Source organism: Micromonospora psammae (assembly GCF_036902725.1).
Lineage (GTDB): Bacteria > Actinomycetota > Actinomycetes > Mycobacteriales > Micromonosporaceae > Micromonospora.
Map to the genome: position 1 here is coordinate 134,296 of NZ_JBAKHM010000003.1, position 14,011 is coordinate 148,306.

Genomic DNA, 14,011 nt, shown 5'->3' on the forward strand with positions numbered 1-14,011 from the left:
CCCCGTAAATTCGTCCGGGTGAGCATCTCCTGGGCCGAATCGTACGTGGGGCAGCTGCGCGCCCTGGCCGGTGACCGGACGCTGATGTTCGTCGGCGCCCGTGCCGTGGTGCGCGACAACGCCGGACGGGTGCTGCTGATCCAGCGCTCGGACAACGGTCACTGGGCGCTGCCGGCGGGCGCCATGGAGCTGGGCGAGTCGATCGCCGACTGCGCGGTCCGCGAGGTCCGGGAGGAGACCGGCCTGCGGGCGCTGCGGGTGAGCGCGTTCGCCCTCTACACCGGCCCGGACCGCACCCACACCAACATGTACGGCCACACCTACCAGATCTTCACCGCCGCGTTCCGGGTGGAGGACTGGGACGGCGACCTGGCCCGGGTGACCGACGAGACCACCGACGCCGGCTTCTTCCCGCGCGACGCGTTCCCCTCGCCGCTGTCGGCCTCGGTGCCGGAGACCCTCGCCGACCTGGACGTCTTCGAGCAGACCAACCGCCTGATCCTCAAGTAGTCCCGGCCACGGCCGGCTCGGGTCGGGTCGGCGCGACCGCCTCGGCCCGCGCGCCGGTGCGTTCGGCGCCGATGCCGGCGGCCACCACGAAGGCGATCCCGACCACCGCCCCGACTCCCGGCACCTGGTGCAGCGCCACCAGGCCGATGACCAGCGCGATCGCCGGTTCCAGGCTCATCAGCGTGCCGAACGCGGCGGTGGTCAGCCGGCGCAGGGCGAGCAGTTCCAGTACGAACGGCAGCACCGGCAGGAGCACGGCCAGCCCCAGCCCGGCCAGCAGCACCGGCCAGGTGAGGTCGCCGAGAACGCCCGGCCCGACCACCACGGTGGCGACCACGGCGGCCACCGGCATCGACACCGCCAGCCCCCGGATGCCGGAGACCTCGTCGCCGACCCGCTGGGTGAGCAGGATGTACGCCGCCCAGCAGGCACCCGCGGCCAGGGCGAGAGCGACGCCCACCGGATCCACACCGTCGCGCCACGGCTCGGTGAGCAGCAGCACGCCCACGGCGGCGAGCGCCGGCCAGAGCTTCGTCCCACCCCGACCCCGGGCCACCGCCACCCCGAGCGGGCCCAGGAACTCCAGCGCGCTCGCCGTGCCCAGCGGCAGGCGGGCCACCGCGGCCATGAACAGGATGGTGACCCCGGCGGTCACCACGCCGAGCGCGACACAGGCCAGCAGGGCACGCCGGGTGAAGCCCGACGGGCGGGGGCGGACCAGGACCACCAGCAGCAGGCCGGCCCAGGCCAGCCGCAGCCAGGCGGCACCCTCGGGCCCCACGTCGTCGAAGAGGGAGACCGAGGCGGCCAGGCCGAGCTGCACGAACAACATCGCCGCGAGCGCCATCGCCGCGCCGGTACGGGTGGGAGCCATGCCCTCAGTAGAGCCGCCACCCACCGTTCATGTCCACGTGTCATTGCTGGACGAGCCGTTCGATGATGCTGAACAATCGGAGCGTGGACCTGCGCCGGCTGCGACTGCTGCGCGAGCTGGCCCGACTCGGGTCGATGCGCGAGGTCGCCGACGAGCTGGGCGTCACCACGTCCACGGTGTCGCAGCAGCTCGCCGCGCTCTCCCGCGAGGCCGGCGCGACGCTCATCGAGCCGCAGGGCCGCCGGGTCCGGCTCACTCCCGCCGGGCGGCGGCTGGCCGAGCACGCGGTGACCATCCTCGCCGCCGTCGACGCGGCCCGGCTCGACCTCGACCCACGCGCCGAGCCGGTCGGCACCGTCCGGGTCGCCGGCTTCGCCACCGCCGTCCGCCGGTCGCTGCTGCCGATCACCGCTCACCTCGCCGCCCGCCACCCGCAGGTCCGGCTGCGCATCCACGAGCACGAACCGGCCGAGGCGTTCGCGCTGCTGGCGACCGACGACGTCGACCTCGCCCTGACCTACGACTACAACCTCGCGCCGGCGCCCATCGACCGGACGCTGGAGGCGACGCCGCTCTGGTCGGCGCCGTGGAGCCTCGGCGTACCGGCCGACGCCGTCGGGGAGGAACCGGTGCCGGCCACCGCCGCAGCGGTCTTCACCCGGTTCCGGGCGCACGACTGGATCGTGAACTCCCGCAACATCGCCGACGAGGTGGTCGTCCGGGCGATCGCGGCGACGGCCGAGTTCGAACCCCGCATCGCGCACCGGGCGGACAGCCTGGACCTCGTCCAGGACCTGATCGTCGCCGGCCTCGGCGTCGGGCTGCTCCCCGCCGACCAACCGACCCTCCCCGGCGTACGACTGCTCCCGCTCGCCGGCCCGGAGGCCCGGCTGCGGTCGTACGCGGTCACCCGCCGGGGCCGTGCCGCCTGGCCTCCGCTGGCCCTGGTCCTCGACCTGCTCGCGGCCGTACCCGCATAGCCGCCGGCGTCAGAGCATGGTCTGCGACTTGGCCTCCATGTCGGCGGCGGCCTCCTCCTTCGACTCCTTCGTCAGCGGCTTGCCGCCCGGGGCGGGGGCCTTCCCGCCGAGCGGGTCGGCGCCGCCGGTGGCGCCCTGCGGACCGGCGCCGCGCAGCTGGTCGTCGGGGAGCGCCAGGGTGACCAGCACGGCCACGATGGCGATCAGCCCGGCGGTCAGGAAGACCAGCTGGAGCGATTCCACGAACGCGGCCTGGATAGCGGCGCGGACCGGGCTGGGCAGGGCCAGGATGGTCGCCGGGTCGTTGATCGAGATGTCCGCCCCGCCGCTCGCGGCGACCTCGGCGCGCTGCTGCGGCGGCAACTGCGCGATGGCGGCGGGCAGCCGGTCGGCGAGCTGGCCGGCCAGGCGGGACGAGAGCACCGCGCCGAGGATGGCCACCCCGAACGACCCGCCCAACGACCGGAAGAAGGTCGCCGACGAGGTCCCCGCGCCCAGGTCCCGGACGTCCACGGCGTTCTGCACGCCGAGGATGAGCGACTGCATGCAGAGCCCCAGCCCGACACCGATCACCACCATGAAGCCGAAGGCCACCCAGAGCGAGGTCTCCACCTCCAGGCGGGTGAAGAGCAGCGTCCCGACGAGCAGCACCACCGAGCCGGCGACCGGGAACCACTTGTACCGGCCGATCCGGCTCATCGCCCGGCCGGTGAGGACCGAGGTGACGATGATGCCGGCCATCATCGGCAGCATCAGCAGGCCGCTGCGGGTCGGCGAGGCGCCCTTGACGATCTGCAGGTAGAGCGGGATGAAGATGATCGACCCGAACATCACCAGACCGAGCACGAAGCCGGCCGAGTTGGCCAGCGCGAAGGTGGCGCTACGGAACAACCGCAGCGGCAGGATGGGCTCGGCGACCCGGGCCTCCTGGAGCACGAACGCCACCCCGAGCACCGCGCCGGCCACGAAGAGCCCGACGATCACCGGGGAACCCCAGTCGTACTCGGTGCCGCCCCAGCTCAGCGCCAGCAGCAGGCAGCTCACCCCGGCCACCAGCAGCGCCGCCCCCAGCCAGTCGATCGCGTGTTCGCGTCGGGTGAACGGGATCAGCCGCAGGACGTGGTAGCACACCACGATCGCCAGGATCGCCAGCGGCACGTTGATGTAGAAGATCCAGCGCCAGTTCGTCTCGGCGAAGTAGCCGCCGACCAGCGGGCCGGCCACCGACGACACCCCGAAGACCGCGCCGAATATCCCCTGGTAGCGGCCTCGATCCCGGGGTGACACCACGTCCGAGATGATGGTGAACGCCAGCGTCAGCAGACCACCCGCGCCGACACCCTGGATGCCCCGGGTGACGATCAGCTGGGTCATGTCCTGCGACAGGCCGGCCAGCAGCGAGCCCAGCAGGAACGTGCCGATCGAGAAGAGGAAGACCGGACGGCGCCCGTACAGGTCGGCCATCTTGCCGTACAGCGGGGTCGAGGCGGTGGAGGCGAGCAGGTACGCCGTCACCACCCAGGAGTAGTGGTTGATCCCGCCCAGCTCGCCGACGATGGTGGGCAGCGCCGTACCGACGATGGTCTGATCCAGCGCGGCCAGCAGCATCCCGGTCATCAGGCCGAACATCAGCAGGCGGATCTGGCGGCGGTTCAGCACCGGCCCGCTCGGGGCTTCCGTGGTCATCCCGCCTTCATTCCCGCACCGCGCCGAACATGCGTCGCCGACGGCGGAAAGCGGTCGGCGCCTGAGGGGCGGCTCCCCGGCGAGGGTGGCCCACCCCCGGAACGATGCTGGCCGGCACGCAGGTTTCGCCCGGGGCACTCGGGGGATCCCGCAAGGCATGGCAGCAGCAGCAGCAGCAGCGGAGCAGCGCCGGCTGGCCACGGTCGTGGAGAGCTGGCTCGGGCGTCCCGTACTGGTCGTCGGCGACGCCATGCTCGACGAGTGGCGGTTCGCCGAATCCGACCGGCTCTGCCGCGAGGCGCCCGCCCCCGTCCTCACCCTGCGCCGGCGCATCTCCGCGGCCGGCGGCGCGGCCAACACGGCGGTCAACATCGCCACCCTCGGCGGCCGGGCGGTGCTGGTCGCCCCGGTCGGCGCCGACGTGGCCGGCGACGAACTGCACGACTGCCTGGACCGGGCCGGCGTCTGGGACCGGACGGTCAGCCAGCCCCACCGGCACACCCCGGTGAAGCGGCGGATGCTGGCCGGCAACCAGATCCTGCTCCGGGAGGACTCCGGCGACCCCGACGACCCGCTCGACGACGACGGCGTGGGTGGGCTGCTCACCGCGCTGGAGTGCGCGACCGAGGAGCTGCGGGCCGCCGCCGGCGGCGGCCCGCCCACCCTGGTGGTCTGCGACTACGGCCTGGGCGCGCTGCCCGCGCCGGTCCGCGCGTGGCTGGCCGCCAACCGCGAGCGGTACGCCACCCTCGCGCTCGACGCCCACGACCTGGCCGACTGGCGGGGCCTCAACCCGACCGTGGTGACCCCCAGCTTCGCCGAGGCGACCCGGTTGCTGGCCCGCGCCGCCGCCGGCTTCGGGGCCGCGCCGCGCCCCGCCGGGCACAACGGCGCCGGCCTGCACCTGGACCACCCGCCGGTCGACCTGGCCGACGGCCCGTCCGAACTCGTCGTCGGCGCGGCCCCCGGCGGCGTCGGCGAGCGCCCCACCGGCACCGGTCGCGGCGCGGCCGGCGGCCTCGACCGGGACGGCCGGACGCCGGGCGCCGCGGCCTGCGGCCCGACCGGGGAGCCGACGCCCGGCGAGGACCGGGTGGCGATGACCGGCGACGGGCTGAGCGTCACCGGCACCGGCGTCACCGTGCAGGCCACCGCCGGAGCGGGCGTCGACCGGGCCGAGCTGGCCGAGTCGCGCCTGGCCGAGCTGCGGGAGCACACCGGCGCCGACGTGGTCGCGGTGACCCTCGACACCGAGGGGGCGGTCGTCGGCGGCGCCGACGGCGAGCCCCGGCGCAGCCACAGCACCCCGGTACCGGCCAGCCACGCGGTCGGCGCCGGGGACGCGTACCTGGCGGCGATGACCCTCGCGCTGGCGGCCGACGCGCCGCTGCCGACCGCGGCCCAACTGGCCCAGCTCGCCGCCACCGTCACCGTCACCGACACCGGCACCTGCGTCTGCCACCGGGACGACCTGCTCGCCGCGCTGGGCTCCGACGGCACCGCCCATCCCACGCTGGTGGGCAAGGACGAGCTGGACGAGCTCGTGGCGGCCCACCGGCACGCCGGCCGCTCGGTCGTCTTCACCAACGGCTGCTTCGACGTGCTGCACCCCGGCCACGTCCGCTACCTGGAACAGGCCCGGGCGCTCGGCGACCTGCTGGTCGTGGCGGTCAACTCCGACGGCAGCGTACGCCGGCTGAAGGGCCCGGACCGGCCGGTCAACCCGGTCGAGGACCGGGTCACCCTGCTCGCCGCGCTCTCCTGTGTGGACCATGTGGTGGTCTTCGAGGAGGACTCCCCGGCCACGCTGATCGAGAGCGTCCGGCCCGACGTGTACGTCAAGGGCGGCGACTACCCGCCGGAGATGGTCCCCGAGGCGCCGCTGGTACGCCGGCTCGGCGGTCAGGTCCGCACCCTCGGGTACGTACCGGACCGGTCCACCTCGGCCATCATCGAGCGGATCCGGGCCCACTCCCCGCAGCCCGACGGCCCTACCCGGGCCGCGCAGCCCGACGGCCACCCGGCCGCCTCGCCGCCGGGTGACCGGGTCACCGGCGGACGGCCGTGAACCGTCCCCTCGACCTCGGCTCACCCACGGAGTTCCGCCGGGCCCGGCAACTGGACGTGCTGATCCCGACCCGGAACCGCCCCGCCGAGCTGGCCGTCACCCTCTCCGGGCTGGCCGCCCAGGAGGACGTGCCCGGGTTCGGGGTGGTGGTCAGCGACCAGTCCGACGGTGACCCGGCGTACGCGCACCCGGCGGCGGCCACCATGGTGCGGGTGCTGCGCCACCGGGGGCATCCGGTGCTGCTGACCCGCCGGTTGCCGCGGCGGGGGCTCGCCGAGCACCGGGCGTACCTGCTCGAGAGGTCCGTGGCCCGGTACGTGCTCTGCCTCGACGACGACGTCTGGTTGGAGCCTGCCACCCTGCGCCGACTGGTCACCGCGATCGGCGAGCTGGGCTGCGGCTTCGTCGGCAACGCGGTGCACGGGTTGTCGTACGCCGACGACGTGCGCCCGGAGACGCACGGGCACTACGAGGAGTGGACCGCATCGCCCACCCCCGAGCGGATCCGCCCGGGCACCCCCCAGTGGCAGCGGGCCGCCATCCACTCGGCGGCGAACCTGCTGCACGTCACGCAGCAGGCCGACCTGCCGCCGGGGGCGTGGCGGGCGTACAAGGTCTCCTGGGTCGGCGGGTGCGTGCTCTACGACCGGGCGGCGCTGGTCGACTCGGGCGGGTTCGACTTCTGGCGCCGGGTGCAGGAGAAGCACCAGGGCGAGGACGTGGCCGCGCAGCTCGCGGTGATGGCCCGCCACGGCGGCGCCGGCGTGCTGCCCAGCGGGGCCTACCACCTGGAGTCGCCGACCACCGTCACCGAGCGGGACGTGGAGGCGTGGGAGGTCGTGCTCGCCGAGTCCGACACCCCGCAGCCGGCGTGAGACGCGGCGCGTTCCCTACCTCCCGAGCAGCTCGGTGGCGGCCTCCAGCACCTCCACGGTGGGGACGTCCGCGACGAACGAGTCGCGGTGCGGGCAGTCGCCGTCGCCCGGCCGGTGGGGGTAGATCCCGGGCGTGCAGTCCACCCCGCACACCGGGCAGCGCGTCGTCCAGGAGGCGATCGGGCGGTGCCGGGCGCGCAGCGGCGTCGCCCCGTTGATCAGGTTGCCCAGCCAGTAGACGCCCACCGTCGCGGTGCCGACCGCGCCGGCCAGGTGCAGCGGGCCGGTGTCGTTGGAGACGACCAGCTCGCAGCCGGCGTAGGCGGCGGCCAGACCGCCCAGGCTGAGCGTGCCGACCTGCGGGCGTACCGGCACGCCGGCCGCCGCGACCACCGCGTCGACCAGCTCCCGCTCGGCGGGAGTGCCGGTGACCAGCACCTCGTACCCGTCGCCGTGCAGCTCGCGGGCCACCTCGGCGAAGCGTTCCGCCGGCCAGCGCCGGCGGGTGTCGGTGGCCCCCGGATGCAGCGCGACCCGGGGCCGGTCCGGCTCGCCGAGCACCTCGCGGGCCTCCGCCCGGTCGGTATCGGTGACCGCCAGCGCCGGGATGATCGTGACGGCGGGCGCGCCGACCAGGGCCACCGCCTCCAGGTAGCGGATCACCTCGTGCTGGTAGTAGACGTACCGGATCCAGCGGTCCAGCGGGGGCGCGTCCTCAGCCCGCAGCCCGGCGGTGACCCGGGCGCCCAGCCGGCTGACGACCGGGTTGGAGTTCGCTCCGCCGCCGTGCAGCTGCAACGCCAGGTCGAAGCGTTCCTTGCCGGCCCGCTCCAGGAAGTCGTCGATGCGGGACGGGGTCTCGTCCGGGCCGGGCTCGCGGATGCCGGGCGCCGGCGGTACCACCAGGACCCGGTCCACCGGGCCGGGCCGGTCGCGCCAGAGCTTCGCGTGCCAGGGCGCGCCGAGCAGCACGATCTCCGCCCCCGGGTACGCGGCGCGCAGCGACTCCAGCGCCGGCAGCAGGAAGATGAAGTCGCCGAGCGCGTTGGCGCGCAGCACGGCGATCCGCTCGACGTCAGGTACCCGCTCGCCCACCGGGCCGAGCAGGGCCGGGGTGGCCACCCGACCCCTACAGCCGGTCGACTTCGCCGGCGGTGGTGTCCGGGTGGTGCAGCTCCCGGTCCGCCGCCGGGTCGGCCGGCAGGGCGGCCGCCGTGTCGCGTCGACCGGCGCGTCCGACGGTGATGGTGCGCGGCGCGGCCCGCTTCGCCCGGGGCAGGTGGACCCGGAGCAGGCCGTGGTCCATCACCGCGTCGATGGCGTCCGGATCCACCCGCGACGGCAGGTCCACCCGGTACTCGAAGCCCCGGGTCTCGAAACCGCCGGGGATGCCGTGGTCGGCGTTGACCTCGGCCTCGGAGCGGGCCCGGACGCAGAGCTCCCGGTCGTCCAGCTCGACGGCGACCTCCTCCGGCGCCACACCGGGCAGCCGGACGATCACCTGCCAGCCGTCGGCGGTCTCGGTCAGCTCGACGTCGGGCGAGCCGCCCCGGGCCCCGCCCACCAGGCGGCTCAGCTCGGAGCGCAGCGACTGGAGTTCACCCATCGGGTCCCAGCCCTGCTGCCGTCCGCGCCATCCCCGCCCGAAACCGCCGGACTGTTCGGTCATCGCATCTCTCCGATCCGTTCGGGGGCCGCCGGGGGCCGCAGTGAGCTGGGAGCGTCCAGGCCGGCGTCCCGGTCCACCCCGACGCCGAGCCGGTCGACCAGTTCCCCGCCGAGCCAGGCGCTGATGCCGAGGATGCCGAGGCCGACCACCTCGATGGCGATCAGCGCGCCGCCGGCCGCCCGGGACTCGGCGTTGAGGCGGACCGCCCAGACGGCGGCGAAGAGCAGGATGACCGCCAGGTTCGCGGCGGCGTGGGTGAGCGCCACCCGCTTGGCGCGGGTGCCGGTCGGGATGGCGAGCAGGTCGAACGTCCCGGCCGCCGCCGCCAGCACGCCACCGACGAGACCGATGGTGATGTTCCAGTACGCCACCTCGGCCAGGAAATCGGGCCCGCCGACCGTGTCCACGATGTCGAAGAGCGCGCCGGTCACCAGCAGCGCCACCGGGAACATCACCAGCATCGGGTGTACGGGGTGGCCCAGGACCTTCAGTCGGCTCTCCATGTCGGGCCTCCACTGCTCGCATCCGGGCGCGCCGTGGATGAAGCGGTACCCCCCGCGCCGGTGGGCAAACCTCATGCTCGCCGCGTCCGCCTAGGCTGACGGCTGGCGGCGCCCGCCCGGGCCGCCGCCACCCGGGTCAACGGACGGGGGAGTCGGACGTGACGGTGGAGATCACCTCCCACGAGGAACTGCGCGAACTGCTGGGGGCGCCGATGCCCCGGGCGATCACCAAGGAACGCACCGTCCTGCACGAGCGGGACCGGCAGTGGCTGGCCGCGTCGCCGTTCTGCCTGATCGCCACCGCCGGGTCGGACGGCAGCTGCGACGTCTCCCCCAAGGGCGACCCGCCCGGCTTCGCCGTGGTGCTGGACGAGGCGACCATCGCGATCCCGGAGCGGCCCGGCAACCGGCGCGCCGACGGCTACCGCAACATCCTGGACAACCCGCACGTCGGGCTGCTCTTCATGATCCCGGGCCGGACCGACACGCTGCGGATCAACGGGCGGGCCCGGCTGGTCCGCGAGGCGGCGTACTTCGACGACATGGTGGTCAAGGGGCACCGGCCGATCCTCGCCGTGGAGGTCGCCGTCGAGCAGATCTTCTACCACTGCGCCAAGGCGTTCCTCCGCTCCGAGCTGTGGCGGCCGGAGACCTGGCAGCCGGAGGTGATGCCGCCCCGCCCCCGCCTGATCAAGGAGGTCGAGGCGCCGGCGGAGACCCTCGCCGACCTGGAACGGCGCTACGGCCCGGCCTACCTCGACACGTTGTACCGGGGGTAGGGGCGGCTGCCGGGCCGTCGCCTGCCGTACGTGTCTCGTGCGGCCCCTTTCGAGCTGATGTCGTGGACGGATCAGCCGACCCCGGCCACGACGTGGCGCGACGGCCGCTCGGGCGGCCGCGCCCGGGACCGTGCCGTCGATCGGGACAGCCGATACTGGGCGGCATGTCCGAGCTGGCACTGCCGATCCGTACCGAACGACTGCTCCTGCGCCGGTACCGGGCCGATGACGTGGATGCCCTGCTCGGGTACTACAGCAACCCGCTCGTCGCCCGCTACATCCCGTGGGAGCCGTGGACGCGCGAGTTCGCGACGACGGTGGTCACCAGGCGGCTGAACAACTCGGCCATCACCGGGCCGGAGTCCCGGCTGGCGCTGGTGGCGGAGCACGAGGGCGAGGTCGTCGGCGACGTGATCCTGTGGCCGGCCGACGACACGCTGTCGCGCGGCGAGATGGGCTGGGCCTTCCACCCGTCGGTGTCGGGTCGCGGGTTCGCCACCGAGGCCGTGCGCGCCTTCATCGACGTGGCGTTCACGCACTGCGGCATGCACCGCGTCTTCGCTCACGTCGATGCCCGGAACGAGGCGTCGGCGCGGCTGTGCGAACGGGTGGGCATGGTGAGGGAGGCGCACCTGCGCCGGGACCACTGGACCAAGGGCGAGTGGACGGACACCCTGATCTACGGACTGCTCGCCGAGCAGTGGTCCGGCAGGGCCTGACGGTGGAGAGGATGCACGTATGGCCGCGCGCCCTGGCCGGTGCGGGCCTGCTGCCGTCGATCATGGCTGCTGCTCATCTGACCCTGACCCGGTTCGACGGTCCGGTCTGGTGGGTGGTGGTGTGGCTTCCGGTACTGCTCGCGGCCTTCCCGCTGGCCGTTGTGCACCCTGAGCCGTTCTGGGTCGCCTGCCTGGCGAGTGCGGTGCTGTTGATCGTCCTGGCGGTCCCCGGCTTCTGGTTCGGGTACTACCTGCACCTTCCGGCCGCGCTCGTGCTCTTCACCGCGGCGGCCGCGGATCCGCGACGCGCGCCGTGGCGGGCTCGGGTGGCGGTGGCGATCGGCGGGCTGCTGGCGGCGACGGCAACCGCGCTGTACGCCTGGGCGTGGGCCCACTCCTGACGCGGACTGCCACGTCGGGGACCGAGGTGGCGCCTCAGCGTTGCGCGCCTGTGCTGATGGTGACCATGATTGCGCGGTCGCCATACCTAGAACTACTATGCATTGCAGTTCTAGGGTCAGGGGGGGCACGTGCACATCACCAAGGATCTCGTCGCGGCGTCGGCGACGCCGCTCGTGCTGGGGATCCTCGCCGAGGGCGAGAGCTACGGCTACGCGATCCTCAAGCAGGTCAACGAACTGTCGGGCGGGCAGCTGGAGTGGACCGACGGCCTGCTCTATCCGCTGCTGCACCGCCTGGAGCGGTTCGGCCACGTCGAGTCGGCCTGGGAGACCCCGCCGGGGGGACGCCGCCGCAAGTACTACCGCATCACCGACCAGGGCCGGGCGGAGCTCGCCGAGCAGCGCCGCCAGTGGGCCGCCGTCGTCGACGCCCTGCGGAACGTCTGGAACACGACCCAGTCGATCAAGCCGATCATGGCACCGGCGTGGGAGGTGGGACGATGATCGCCGACAGCGACCTGGAGGGTCAGATCGCCGAGTGGCGGGCCTACACCCAGCGCCGCCGGGAGCTGCACCACACCGATGCCGAGGAGCTGGAAGATCACCTCCGCAGCCGGATCACCGAGCTGACCGAGGCCGGCCTCCGAGCCGACGAGGCGTTCCTCATCGCCGTCAAGCGCATGGGCAGCCTCGACGAGCTGTCGCGGGAGTTCGCACGGGAGCATTCCGAGCGGCTGTGGAAGCAGCTGGTGCTGCCCGGAGAGCCGGACTCGGCCGTCGCCGCCCGGTCCCGCCGCGAGCTGCCCGTCATGGTGCTCTGCGCGGCCGTCGCGGCGCTCGCGATCAAGGTGCCGAGCTGGTTCGGGCTGGACTTCTCCGAGGACGACGCCGGCTTCTACGCGCGAAACTTCAGCCTCTTCGCGCTGGCGCCACTGGCCGCGTACTTCGCCTGGCAACGCCGGGTCGGTCTCCGCACCATCGGCGTGCTCGCCGCGCTGTTCGTACTCGGCGCGGTCGCCGCGAACGCCTATCCGCTGGACGGTGACTCGCAGAGCCTCGTGCTCACGACGATCCACCTGCCGCTCGCGCTGTGGCTGGTGGTCGGCGTCGCCTACACGGGCGGTGACTGGCGTTCGGGCCGGCGGCGGATGGACTTCATCCGGTTCACCGGGGAGTGGCTGATCTACTTCGCCCTCATCGGACTGGGCGGCGGCGTGCTCACGGCCTTCACGGTCGGCACCTTCGGTGCCATCGGCCTCGACGCCGAGGGATTCGTCGAATCGTGGCTGCTGCCGTGCGGCGCCGTGGCCGCGGTCATCGTGGCGGCCTGGCTGGTGGAGGCGAAGCAGAGCGTCATCGAGAACATGGCGCCGGTGCTGACCCGCGTATTCACCCCGCTCTTCGCGGCCGCCCTGCTGGCCTTCCTGGTCGCCTTCATCTGGACCAACAACGGCATCGACGTCGAACGCGACGCGCTGATCCTCTTCAACCTGCTGCTCGTCATCGTGCTGGGCCTGCTGTTGTACGCCATCTCCGCCCGTGACCTCACGGCCCGGCCCGGTCTCTTCGACCGCCTGCAGCTCGCGCTCGTCGTCAGCGCCTTGATCATCGACGTCCTGGTGCTGCTGGCCATCACCGGCCGGATCACCGAATTCGGCTTCAGCCCCAACAAGAGCGCCGCCCTGGGCGAAAACCTCATCCTGCTCACCAACCTGGCGTGGTCGGCGTGGCTGTTCATCGGCTTCGTACGTGGCCGGATGCCCTTCGCCCGCCTGGAACGCTGGCAGACCCGTTACCTGATCGTGTACGCCGTCTGGGCCTGGACAGTCGTCCTCGCCTTCCCGCTCGTGTTCAACTTCGCCTGAACCGGATCCGGCCCGCTCACCCTGCCCGTCACCGGACAGGGTGAGCGGGCCGATCGGCCGGTGGTCGGCCGGCGCGCAGTACCAGCCGCCGCCACACCCGCCGGATGGCCTGATTCGGTCGACACCACGCTCGGCATCCTCGACCTTCTCGGGCTGGAGCTGCCGACGGGACGCGCCATCGTGGCCGGCACCAGCGCCAGGCCGACGAGCTCAACCGACAACGGACCGAGCAGTACCGCCCGAACCCCACCACGCGGCCGGCCCGGCGGACCGACGGGTGACCGTGCGGTTCGGCGCCGCGCGTGGGTCCCCGTTGCCGCCCCCATGATCGCGCTGGATTCAGGAAGTAGTGGCTTCCCCGCAAGTTCGAGGCCACTACTTCCTGGATCGAGCAAGATCATGGGGCCGCGCCCTGTGGGGTTTCCGTGTGCGTGGCGCTGGCTTCGAGCAGGGGCGCTGGTCTCATGGATGGCTGTACCGTCGCTGGGTGAAGCGCGAGGAGCTGACGTCTCTCCTTGGCAGCGACGCTCCGGCCAACGCGGCGTGCCGGGCGGCCCTCGAACAGGGCGCGTCCTTCCACATCTGGGACGGATCGATCCCTGCCAGCACCCTCGCGCCCGCGTATCGGCGGCGGGAGGCGATCACCAGAGGACGGGGCATCCCGACGCTCGGCTTCGCCGTGGCGGTCGAGACGCTCGACGCGCTTGGCGATCAGCCGGTACGGCTCGGGGGCGTCAGGCAGCTCGAGCCCCCGTACCATTTCCAGCTCTTCCTGTCGGCTGATGCGACCTCAGTCCTCGCGTGCCTTGCTGTGGATCAACAATGTCAGGCGCGCAGGCGCTGATCTGCCGAGTGTGCCGGTAGCACCACGTAAGCGCAGGCTGCGCCGTCAATGCTCGTCTGCCGTTTGCGTTGCTCGTCGGCACGATCAACTTTGGCAAGTCAGAATTCCGACCCATCAACACGGCGGATCTCACCTTGGCCGCCGGTCGTGTTCAGGATTGTCCTAGATCTCTACGGGTCCCAAACTCTTCGAGCGTGCGAGGAGCTTTCAGGTCGCCGCTACGATGCAGCCGCCGAGG

The 14,011-nt window shown here is 73.1% G+C and carries 15 protein-coding genes; 10 read left to right on the forward strand and 5 right to left on the reverse strand.

Annotation, left to right across the window (positions count from 1 at the left end):
* Window positions 1–18: 18 nt before the first annotated feature.
* Window positions 19–510, forward strand: coding sequence for an NUDIX domain-containing protein (locus V6U79_RS06800; protein ID WP_334532028.1), 492 nt, complete (start codon window positions 19–21; stop codon window positions 508–510).
* Here V6U79_RS06800 and V6U79_RS06805 read toward each other — a convergent pair.
* Window positions 503–1,384, reverse strand: coding sequence for an EamA family transporter (locus V6U79_RS06805; RefSeq protein ID WP_334613957.1), 882 nt, complete (start codon window positions 1,382–1,384; stop codon window positions 503–505). The genes V6U79_RS06800 and V6U79_RS06805 overlap by 8 nt on opposite strands.
* 62 nt (window positions 1,385–1,446) lie before the next feature.
* On the opposite strand from V6U79_RS06805, the gene V6U79_RS06810 reads away from it, so the two are divergent.
* Window positions 1,447–2,364: a LysR family transcriptional regulator gene (locus V6U79_RS06810; protein ID WP_334613958.1), complete on the forward strand. Its 918-nt coding sequence runs from the start codon at window positions 1,447–1,449 to the stop codon at window positions 2,362–2,364.
* A gap of 9 nt (window positions 2,365–2,373) precedes the next feature.
* Here V6U79_RS06810 and V6U79_RS06815 read toward each other — a convergent pair whose 3' ends face one another.
* Complete coding sequence (locus V6U79_RS06815; protein WP_334613960.1) at window positions 2,374–4,050, reverse strand: MDR family MFS transporter; 1,677 nt, start codon at window positions 4,048–4,050, stop codon at window positions 2,374–2,376.
* A gap of 157 nt (window positions 4,051–4,207) precedes the next feature.
* Here V6U79_RS06815 and rfaE2 point away from each other — a divergent pair, with 157 nt between their 5' ends.
* Entirely contained in the window at window positions 4,208–6,118 is a 1,911-nt protein-coding gene (gene rfaE2, locus V6U79_RS06820; RefSeq protein WP_334613961.1) for a D-glycero-beta-D-manno-heptose 1-phosphate adenylyltransferase, read from the forward strand.
* The gene (locus V6U79_RS06825; RefSeq protein ID WP_334613962.1) at window positions 6,115–6,993 is read left to right on the forward strand and encodes a glycosyltransferase family 2 protein; all 879 of its coding nucleotides are present in this window, start codon (window positions 6,115–6,117) and stop codon (window positions 6,991–6,993) included. Before rfaE2 ends, V6U79_RS06825 begins: the two co-directional genes overlap by 4 nt.
* Before the next feature lie 15 nt (window positions 6,994–7,008).
* On the opposite strand, the gene V6U79_RS06830 is transcribed toward V6U79_RS06825, so the two are convergent.
* From V6U79_RS06830 to V6U79_RS06840, 3 genes are read right to left on the reverse strand one after another with little or no spacing between them, the layout of a single operon-like run.
* A complete protein-coding gene (locus V6U79_RS06830) occupies window positions 7,009–8,115 on the reverse strand; it encodes a glycosyltransferase family 9 protein (protein WP_334532046.1) in 1,107 nt (368 codons plus the stop codon).
* Window positions 8,116–8,122: 7 nt separating this feature from the next.
* Complete coding sequence (locus tag V6U79_RS06835; RefSeq protein ID WP_334532049.1) at window positions 8,123–8,662, reverse strand: Hsp20/alpha crystallin family protein; 540 nt, start codon at window positions 8,660–8,662, stop codon at window positions 8,123–8,125.
* Window positions 8,659–9,165, reverse strand: a complete 507-nt coding sequence (locus tag V6U79_RS06840) for a DUF2231 domain-containing protein (protein ID WP_334613963.1) — start codon at window positions 9,163–9,165, stop codon at window positions 8,659–8,661. Before V6U79_RS06840 ends, V6U79_RS06835 begins: the two co-directional genes overlap by 4 nt.
* A gap of 158 nt (window positions 9,166–9,323) precedes the next feature.
* Between V6U79_RS06840 and V6U79_RS06845 the strand changes: the two genes are divergently transcribed.
* From V6U79_RS06845 to V6U79_RS06870, 6 genes are all read left to right on the forward strand, one after another.
* The gene (locus V6U79_RS06845) at window positions 9,324–9,944 is read left to right on the forward strand and encodes a pyridoxamine 5'-phosphate oxidase family protein (protein ID WP_334613964.1); all 621 of its coding nucleotides are present in this window, start codon (window positions 9,324–9,326) and stop codon (window positions 9,942–9,944) included.
* Between the two features lie 164 nt (window positions 9,945–10,108).
* Window positions 10,109–10,663, forward strand: a complete 555-nt coding sequence (locus V6U79_RS06850; protein ID WP_334613965.1) for a GNAT family N-acetyltransferase — start codon at window positions 10,109–10,111, stop codon at window positions 10,661–10,663.
* 11 nt (window positions 10,664–10,674) lie between these two features.
* A complete protein-coding gene (locus tag V6U79_RS06855) occupies window positions 10,675–11,064 on the forward strand; it encodes a hypothetical protein (protein ID WP_334613966.1) in 390 nt (129 codons plus the stop codon).
* Window positions 11,065–11,193: 129 nt separating this feature from the next.
* Window positions 11,194–11,568: a PadR family transcriptional regulator gene (locus V6U79_RS06860; RefSeq protein ID WP_334532062.1), complete on the forward strand. Its 375-nt coding sequence runs from the start codon at window positions 11,194–11,196 to the stop codon at window positions 11,566–11,568.
* On the forward strand, window positions 11,565–12,929 hold the full coding sequence (locus tag V6U79_RS06865) for a permease prefix domain 1-containing protein (protein ID WP_334613967.1): 1,365 nt from the start codon (window positions 11,565–11,567) through the stop codon (window positions 12,927–12,929). The genes V6U79_RS06860 and V6U79_RS06865 overlap by 4 nt, the downstream gene beginning before the upstream one ends.
* 487 nt (window positions 12,930–13,416) lie before the next feature.
* Window positions 13,417–13,773, forward strand: coding sequence for a hypothetical protein (locus V6U79_RS06870; protein WP_334613969.1), 357 nt, complete (start codon window positions 13,417–13,419; stop codon window positions 13,771–13,773).
* The last annotated feature ends 238 nt before the right edge of the window (window positions 13,774–14,011 follow it).